An 8,106-nucleotide genomic window follows, 5' to 3' on the forward strand; every position below is an offset into this window, starting at 1 on the left:
ACGGTTGGGTGGGCTGCGCCTGGCCCGGGGCACGACGGCGCTGCGGAGCGTTGGTTCGCCAGCTGGGCAACGTCGTCGACGAAGCCGCCAGGGGCCGAGAGTGGCGATCGAGCGGAGCCAGTCCCACACTTGAGCGCACGGTAGAGCCGGTGGGCGTCGAGGCGACGGCCCGTCCGGGCGACCGTCGACGAAGGTGTACGGCCGGGTACGCGGTACGGTGTGCGGCCCGGTGGCCGATCACGTCGTGCTCCCGCCGCCCGGCGGGCCGGGTGCCCCGGTGACGAGCGACGGTGCGGGCACGCGCAGGTAGAGGTTGGTAAGCACCTTGCCGGCTCTGATCCAGTCCAGTTCCTGCGCCTCCAGGGCGGCGATCGCCGCCGACTCGTCGGCGAACTCGTGTTCGGGGCGTGCGCCCTGGATCCCCGCTGCCCAGTGGCGGCCCCAGACCCCGAGCGCGGGCTCACCGCTGTATCTGCGCAGGAGGGACCAGCGCTTCGCGTCCGACCAGGCCGGGACACGCCGGTAGGACCGTGGCAGCGAAGCGGTGAAGTCCTCGATCAGCCCGGCCGCCGCCTCGGCCGTCCCCGGCGAGAGCCAGAGCGAGTAGTCCATCTCCGCCCCGCCCCGGGAGGCGTGGTGGGTACCCGCCACCAGCAGTACCTGGCGTCCGTACCGCAGCGCCGCCCGGTAGTTGTGCTTCCCGGAGAAGGCCACCGCCCGCTGCTCGCAGCGGGTCGCACCGGCGACGAACGCGCGGTCGTCGGCGGGTTCGAGAGTGTAGGGCATCGGCGCGGGGCTGACGGACCGGCCGTCGAAGACCAGCACGCCGGTGCCGAACAGGTCGAGGTACCAGACGTGGCCGGTGTCACGCCGGGTGAACAACCGGAAGTGCGGGTGGTGTTGCGCGGTGACCCAGGCGACCAGCCGAACCGCCTGCTCCGTCCACTCGGCGGCCGGACGGCCCGCGGCGACCGCCTCGGCGGCCTCACGCTCGAAACCGCCGTCGGCAAGCCGGTCCATGTCGCGGACGCAGTCCGGGCAGTCGTCCACGCCACCCTCCATGAAGGTGTGGAACCCGCGGTGCCGGCGGAGCGGCCGCCCCCGGCGGTGGCCGCGCCACAGGGCGTACCAGGTGCTCGCCCGTTCCGGTTCGTAGCGGCGTACGGCGGAGGCGATCCCGTGTTCGAGGATGCTCGCGGCCTGCGTCGCGTCCGCGCCGTCCGGACCACGCACGACCCAGTGGTCGACGGCCTCCAGGACCGCGCGGTCGTTGCGCAGTTCCCGCCGACGCCCGGACCGGTACGTCCCGGGCGTCCGGTGGACGGCGGAGACGTACTCGTGCACAACGCGGGTGCCGGGCCCCGGTGCGGCCCGCAGCCGCTCCATCACCGAGCGGTGCAGCGCGGGCGTCCACAGCTGGGCGATGTCGGCCGGGGTCTCGGCCTCCGCGTCGAACAACGCCTCGACGCAGCACTCCGGATCTTCCATCGGCCCCTCCCGGCGCGGTATCGCACCGGTGGCCCGGCGCGAGGACTACGGCGGAGTACGTTCCCACAGTGGGGAGTTACCGCCTTTCGGGGGCGGCCGCCACCGGCCGTGACTCCGCGCCGAAGACTATCGAACAGCGTGCCCGCTCCGCGTCGGCGCCCGTCCCGAACCGGCCCTGCGGGACGACCCGCTGCCGAAGGCGTCGCTGGCCGGGGTGGCGGACGACCGCGGGCCCCTGCGACCCGCGAGCGGCCCCGCGCGGGCCGATCGAACCGCAGCCCTGTGCTGGAGCCGGTTGAGGCAGGACCTGTCTGGTCCGCCCCATTCAGTTCTGTCTCGCGGCCTGGCCCACGACGGCCAGGCCGCCGTACAGGCTTACCCGGCTGGCCTACGCACCGGGCATAGTGAGTTCATGGATCGATTTGTGAGCCAGGGCCGCCTCGAATGGTGGGCCAATCAGTCGACTTGCCTTGAGATGTACGACATCGACATTACCGTCTCTGTTGACGCAGTCGGCCAGTGGCGGGCAACCGGTCGGCATGCCAACGCCCTTGACACGACCCAACGCGAGGGCTGGGACTTCCTCATGGAGATAGATCCCCACTTCTCCATTGCGTTTCCCGGTGAGGACCGCGGAGGGATCGCGGTGCGAGTCGTCGAGGCAGAGGACGGAACCCTCACGCTCGCGGAGGTAGTGGAACAGGATCAGCACGCATCCTGGACACCTGGCTGACCAAGATCGCCGAGCACAAGGCCCACAGCTCAACTCATTCTGAAACGATCAGTTGGGCCGTCGAGGGCGTTCGGTGGAGTGGGAAGTCGGAGAGTCCGACTTCCCACTCCACCACAATTGCTGTCAGCCGGACGGCTTCGCGAACGCCGGCCGGGCGAGCACGGCGAGCAGGGCCAGCACCGCCGCCGCGAAGATCGTGAACAGGTGCTCCCCCGACAGCAGCCCGAACCCGAGCAGCAGGATGTGCACCGCTCCCGCCCCCACCAAGGCGGAGGATCCACGGGACGCCGTGCTCGGCGACTGCATCGCCCACAGGCCCCGAGCCGCCCAACCGTTGACCCCGGCCATGACGATCCCCGCGACCAGGAACCCGTACGGCACGTAGGCCGGAGTCGGTGCCGTCTCGTCCTCGAACGCGATACCACCCGCGAACAGCGGCATCGCGATGCAGAAGAAGAGAACGATCGCGATCGTCTCGAACAGGATCAGGGCCGTCGCACCCAACAGGGCAGCGGTGGAGGAGTGAGTCATCTTGCCTTCCGAGCGTTGCGGCCGGATCGACTGTTGGCCGACAGACCAATTCTTCCACTCAGGGAGACAGTGAGGATGAGCCGGAACCGCTCGGTCTGATACCCGAGCGCATGGATCTGCTGCTCCGTCGCATCCGCTGTCTACCCGGACCCTCCGGGCGGGCAGACGGTCCTGCCGTGCTGGAGGCACCCGCTTCAGCTTCCCCTGACGGGTAGCGTCCGGTCCGCTCTGCGGATCGAGCAGCCGCGGGCCCCGCTTCGACTTCGCCAGCGGAATCGCAGGGGCGGCGTTATGCCGGGCAACGAACCTCGCCACTACGGCCGACTCCGCCGCACTCCGTCGTCGGTCGCTTCGAGTGCCAGGAGTTCTTCGAGGCGTTGGCGGAGGTCTCGAACGCCGATGCAGTCGGACACCCGGGTGAGTTCCACCGGTTCCGTGCAGGCTTCGAAGGGAGGTCCCCGGAAGGCCTGCGTCTCCACCTCGGCCATGACTCGACCGCGATTCGGAACATGGGCGCTGAGCTGCTAATCTTCTTGATGTCGCGAGGGAGATGATTCCTCGCCAGGCGTCAGCGGTGCTACCAGAGCACGTCCTACTTTCAGTAGGAAGAGTCCGTGCAACCCGGGCCTGGCGCTCCACAGTCGGACGGGGTCCGGCGCCACACAGGCGCTGGACCCCGTCTGCATTTCTGGCTTGGGAAACGGGTGGACCGGACCCTTTGCTGCTCACAGTTCGTCGGGCCCGAAGGGCGGCCGGGTCACGGGTGGGCCTCGACGAGGACTGGCACCTCGGCCGCCAACCCGACCTCGGAGGCCACTCGGAGAACAGGGGCCGCCGGCTCGCTCACGGCCCCGCGTGCATCCGGCATATGTGAACTTCGTCAGCCGGTGCGGGGGCAGACGTTGATTGCGACGGCGTGGCCCTTGATGCCGGAACCAACCCCGCATGCGCGGGGAGCAGGTTCAAGGCCAAGCCCGCTGACGTCGTCGCCAAGGGACCAACCCCGCATGCGCGGGGAGCAGTCGCGCAGCCGTCGCAGCCGTCGCAGCCGTCGCAGCCGTCGCGCGGCCAGGGGACCAACCCCGCATGCGCGGGGAGCAGCTCGCCCTTCAACACTCGGTGGGGAACCCTCCGGGACCAACCCCGCATGCGCGGGGAGCAGCCCAGCCGCCGGGCGGAGGCGAACAGGATCCGGGGACCAACCCCGCATGCGCGGGGAGCAGGACGAGTACCCGGCCCTGGTCAGCGCGGGCCTGGGACCAACCCCGCATGCGCGGGGAGCAGCGGACGTACTGCAGGCCGAGCGCGCGGCTCCCGGGACCAACCCCGCATGCGCGGGGAGCAGCAGCACCAGCCGCAGCCCAGGGCTGGGCAGTGGGGGACCAACCCCGCATGCGCGGGGAGCAGAGGCTGGCCTCCCGGACGAAGTACTCCACGCGGGGACCAACCCCGCATGCGCGGGGAGCAGAGGCTGGCCTCCCGGACGAAGTACTCCACGCGGGGACCAACCCCGCATGCGCGGGGAGCAGCTGGTGGGGCCGGCGCCCGTTGCGCCTGACCTCGGGACCAACCCCGCATGCGCGGGGAGCAGAGTTGGTGAGCTGCGGGTCTATCCGGCGTTGGGGCGGGATTTTGCAACTTCCAGAGATTCGGGCATTTCGGTCACCTTCATCGGCGGGCTGCGCACCAGCGTCAGCCTATCCATCCTGACCGGCTCCGTATCCGCTTGCTGTGCGAGTTGCACGAGTCACGAAGGTGAGTCGGAGCGCCGGTCGGCCAGCCGGGCGATGTCCTCGGCGATGCTGGACAGTGGGCCCACGGTGTCGATCGAGCGGAACCAGTCCCACAACTCGAGGGCGTGGTAGAGCCGGTAGAGGTCGAGGCGTTCTGCCGCATCGGGAGGGAGTGGACCGTAGCCCTCCAGCAGGGCTTGGCGTTCGGGTTCGCCGCGGCCGAGGGCGTAGTAGTCGGTCTTGGCGAGGTCGATCAGGGGGTCTGCGGCGATCGCGTTCTCGACGTCGATGATGCCGGTCACGCGGGTCGCGTGACCGGGGCCGACGAGCACGTTGCCCTCGTGGAGGTCGTTGTGGCAGAGAACGGCGGCCCGGCAGTTGTCGAACAGGGATCCGTCGCGCTCGATGCGTCGTGCGACCGCGTCGTGGAGTCGGTCGTCGCCGCCGAGGGTCTTGAACTCCGCCAGCTTCTTGGCGAACTGGTGACGCATGTAGGTGCCGTTGTCGGGGCGAGGGTCGAGGATGCGGTCGGTCACGTACCCGTAGGCCTCCTGGCCGATCTGGTGGATCGTGGCGAGGGAGGCGCCCATCTGCCGGTAGTAGGAAGGGATTTGTGAGGCATCAAGATCCTTCGATGCTTCCGACAGGGGCAGCCCCGAAAGCAGGCTCAGGATCGTGACGGCCCGGCCGCCGGGTGCTCCGTCCGGGGTGTGGTGGAGTACTCGCGGTGCCGGGAGGGTGTCGAGGCCGGCGAGCAACCGGTAGACGTGGACCTCCTTGGCCTGCTTCCACGCCCACTCGGGCGCGTACACCTTGAGGATCGCGGAGTGGGCGGGATCGGTGCAGCGCAGCTCGTACACCGTGCTCAACTGGCCGCCCGTACGCGGCAGTACCTCGACCACCTCGGCCTCGGGGAACACCTCCCGCAACAGCGGTTCGGCCCACGCGGTCCCTGGAGGTGGCTGACCCGGCTGCGGCATGCGTCGACCCTAGGGATCGACGCGTCGCGCGGCAATCGAATTGCCGACGAGAACGCAGTGGCGGGGCGATCGGCGCGCGGGTTGAGATTCCGGCATGAACAACAGAAGGTCCTGCACCAGCTCTGTCCCCGTTGACGCGAACCCGGGGCGGTGCCCACCGGGCACCGCCCCGGGTTCACGCGCAGAGCGGTGCGTCGTCCACGGCCCGCAACGCGGCCGGTTCCCGAAGGTAGCCGGGCGCCTCGAACCGGGCCGTGTCCGCCCCGGTGACCGTCACATAGCCAGGCACCACCAGCGGAGCGGAGTTCGGCCCGTGGACTCCCGGCAGCCCCGGCGGCAGTGACACCTCGGCCTGCGCCTGCCAGATCCTCCCCGCGAACCGCAGGTACCGCGCCCCGCAATGGACGTCCCAGTCGAACGGATACGCCTGGCCCAGCACCGGACTGCCGGGCTGGGCCGGCGGACCGGCGGGATCCACCTCGCGGCGGACCGGAGCCGGTGCCGTTGCCGCTGCCGGTGCGGATGCGAATTCGGAGGCCGTCGCCGAGACCGTCGGTTCCGCGACCGCCTGCGCCGACCGGCGTTCGTCCGGCGCGGACTGCGGCCCGGACAGTACGCCCGCCGCCACCGCGCACGCCACGACGGCCGTGACCGCACCGGCCACCCGCACCCGACGACGGCGCCGCCCGCGCTCCACCACCTCGCGCACCGGCGCCGGTACAGGAACCTGCTGATCCGCCAGTTCCCTCAAACCCGAACGGAGTTCCTCCTGTTCCCGGCCCTCGAAGTCGTTCATTCCTGGTCCCTCCTTGCGCGTCCGGACAGTTCCACCCGTCCGCGGATGCGGTCCAGGGCCCTGCTTGTCCTGGATTTGACCGTCCCCACCGAGCACCCCAGCAGCTGCGCGACCTGCTCCACGCTCAGGTCCTCGTAGAACCTGAGGACCAGGACCGTGCGCTGCGCGGCCGGCAGCGCGGCAAGAGCGCGCTCCAGGTCCACCAGGTCCCCACAACTCTGCGCGGGGTCCTGGGCCTGGCCCCGCTCGCGGGGGCTGCGGTGGGGGATCTCCCGGTACCAGTGCCTCCGACGCCACGTGGCGTGGACGTTGACAAGGGTCCTGCGGGCGTAGGCCGCAGGGTTGTCCCACGTATCGGAACGCCCCCAGGACATGTAGATCCGCAGCAGGGCGCTCTGGGCCAAGTCCTGGGCGGCGTGCGGGTCCCCGGTCAGCAGCCTGGCGGTGCGCAGCATCGCCGGATGGACAGCGTGGGCAAAGCGGATGAAGTCCGCTTCATGGTCGGAAGGCGAGTCCCGCACCGGCGTCCTTCCCGCAGGTCGTGTCGTCATATCGTTCTACTGGACAACCTGGGAGGCCGAGCGGGTTCCCTTCAGGCCACGTCGCCGAATCAGAATGATCGAGCGTCAGATGTACCGCCGGGCCGGGCCGGCTTCGCGCTGTTGAGGAAGCCGGAGCGGGTCTTCGGTGTCGAACACCGCCGGCCGCCGCGGCGCGGCACAACCGCTATCACGGGCCTGTGGCGAGATGGCGGTTGCGCCGCGGTCAGGTCAGCGTTCAGGTCAGCCGGGTGGTGACGTACGCCTCGATGGCGTCGCGCTGGTACGCGGCCAGACCAGGGGTGATCGCCTCGTAGGCGGTGCGCCAGGCGTCGTTGTCCACGCAGGAGCGGCCGATGGCGCGGAAGTCCTCGGCGGACACGGCGTGCAGTTCCACCAGGGCCCGGTACTGGGCGTCGGTCTCGGCCTGAACGGGTTCGGCGTCGGCCGGGAGGCCGGCGGTCATGAGTTCGGCGAGCCGGATCATCTGTGCGGTCCGCTCGCGTTGACTGGCCTCGACCTCGGTCGGATCCATCGTGGCGGCCCGCTGGTTGGCCGCTTCGGCGAACTCCGGGAAGTCGCGCAGGCTGTCCTCGTACTGGGAGGGCTGGATGCCCTCGAAGAGGTTCTCCGGGCGGTTGATGGTCATGGGGGTGCCGTCCTTCCTGGACTGCTCCAGTTCGGCGATCGTGCGGGAGACGGTGTCGGCGAGGGCATCGAGGCGGTCCCGTTCGGCGAGCAGCCGCCGGTGGTGGCCGCGGAGGGCATCCACCTCGTCGACCCGCGCTGCGAGGATCCGGTCGATCTCCGGCAGCCCGACGCCCAGCGCCCGCAGTACGAGGATCTGTTGCAGCCGAAGAAGCTGGTGCTCCTCGTAGTAGCGGTGGCCGTTGGCGCCGACCCGGGCCGGCGGCAGTAGGCCGGTCTCGTCGTAGTGACGCAGTGTCCGCGCGGTCACGCCCGACATCCGGGCCACCTCTGAGATCGGCCAGTCCATCACGACTCCTGCACGTGTGTCGCAGGGCTGGTCTCTCCGGCCCTGGTTATGACCGTAGGAGCTGCCGCAGCGGCAACTTCAACCCCGAGGCCCATATCCTCCGCGATCGAACAGGCACGGCCTGCACCCCGAGTCCGGTGGAGGCAGCGCAAGGTCGAACGGCGCGGTCGGCAGCGGATCGGAGCGATCCGCTGCCGGCAGAGAGCCCGGGGTTATTCGGCGGGGGTGCCGTGGAGGAGGAGGGGGAGGTGGGCGCCGCGGGTGAGGGCGTCGAGGGCGTGGGTGGTGCGGCGGTGGTGGTCGGGTTGC

Annotated in this window: 7 protein-coding genes and 1 CRISPR repeat array; of the genes, 1 reads left to right on the plus strand and 6 read right to left on the minus strand. The window is 70.3% G+C overall.

The genetic code is table 11. From position 1 onward, the window contains the following. Window positions 1-237 precede the first annotated feature (237 nt). A complete protein-coding gene (locus IF01_RS0140430) occupies window positions 238-1,488 on the minus strand; it encodes a hypothetical protein (RefSeq protein ID WP_030398627.1) in 1,251 nt (416 codons plus the stop codon). 412 nt (window positions 1,489-1,900) lie between these two features. On the opposite strand from IF01_RS0140430, the gene IF01_RS0140435 reads away from it, so the two are divergent. After that, window positions 1,901-2,221, plus strand: coding sequence for a hypothetical protein (locus IF01_RS0140435; RefSeq protein ID WP_030398628.1), 321 nt, complete (start codon window positions 1,901-1,903; stop codon window positions 2,219-2,221). Between the two features lie 123 nt (window positions 2,222-2,344). On the opposite strand, the gene IF01_RS0140440 is transcribed toward IF01_RS0140435, so the two are convergent. The 5 genes from IF01_RS0140440 to IF01_RS0140465 all read right to left on the minus strand — a co-directional run bounded on the left by IF01_RS0140440 (window position 2,345) and on the right by IF01_RS0140465 (window position 7,797). After that, window positions 2,345-2,752 carry a hypothetical protein gene (locus IF01_RS0140440; RefSeq protein WP_030398629.1) on the minus strand — a complete coding sequence of 136 codons (408 nt, stop codon included), beginning with the start codon at window positions 2,750-2,752 and terminating at the stop codon, window positions 2,345-2,347. 931 nt (window positions 2,753-3,683) lie between these two features. Then, window positions 3,684-4,343: a CRISPR direct-repeat array (repeat unit 29 nt; unit sequence GGGACCAACCCCGCATGCGCGGGGAGCAG). Between the two features lie 156 nt (window positions 4,344-4,499). Next, window positions 4,500-5,465 carry a phosphotransferase family protein gene (locus tag IF01_RS0140450; protein WP_078880768.1) on the minus strand — a complete coding sequence of 322 codons (966 nt, stop codon included), beginning with the start codon at window positions 5,463-5,465 and terminating at the stop codon, window positions 4,500-4,502. A 175-nt stretch (window positions 5,466-5,640) separates the two neighbouring features. Continuing rightward, the gene (locus IF01_RS0140455; protein WP_030398631.1) at window positions 5,641-6,261 is read right to left on the minus strand and encodes a hypothetical protein; all 621 of its coding nucleotides are present in this window, start codon (window positions 6,259-6,261) and stop codon (window positions 5,641-5,643) included. Then, window positions 6,258-6,812, minus strand: a complete 555-nt coding sequence (locus IF01_RS0140460) for a SigE family RNA polymerase sigma factor (RefSeq protein ID WP_078880769.1) — start codon at window positions 6,810-6,812, stop codon at window positions 6,258-6,260. The genes IF01_RS0140455 and IF01_RS0140460 overlap by 4 nt, the downstream gene beginning before the upstream one ends. Before the next feature lie 226 nt (window positions 6,813-7,038). Continuing rightward, window positions 7,039-7,797 (minus strand): MerR family transcriptional regulator, encoded by a 759-nt coding sequence (locus IF01_RS0140465; protein WP_030398633.1) that lies wholly within the window; start codon window positions 7,795-7,797, stop codon window positions 7,039-7,041. Window positions 7,798-8,106 lie beyond the last annotated feature (309 nt).

This window comes from Kitasatospora purpeofusca (genome assembly GCF_000718025.1).
GTDB lineage: Bacteria > Actinomycetota > Actinomycetes > Streptomycetales > Streptomycetaceae > Kitasatospora > Kitasatospora purpeofusca.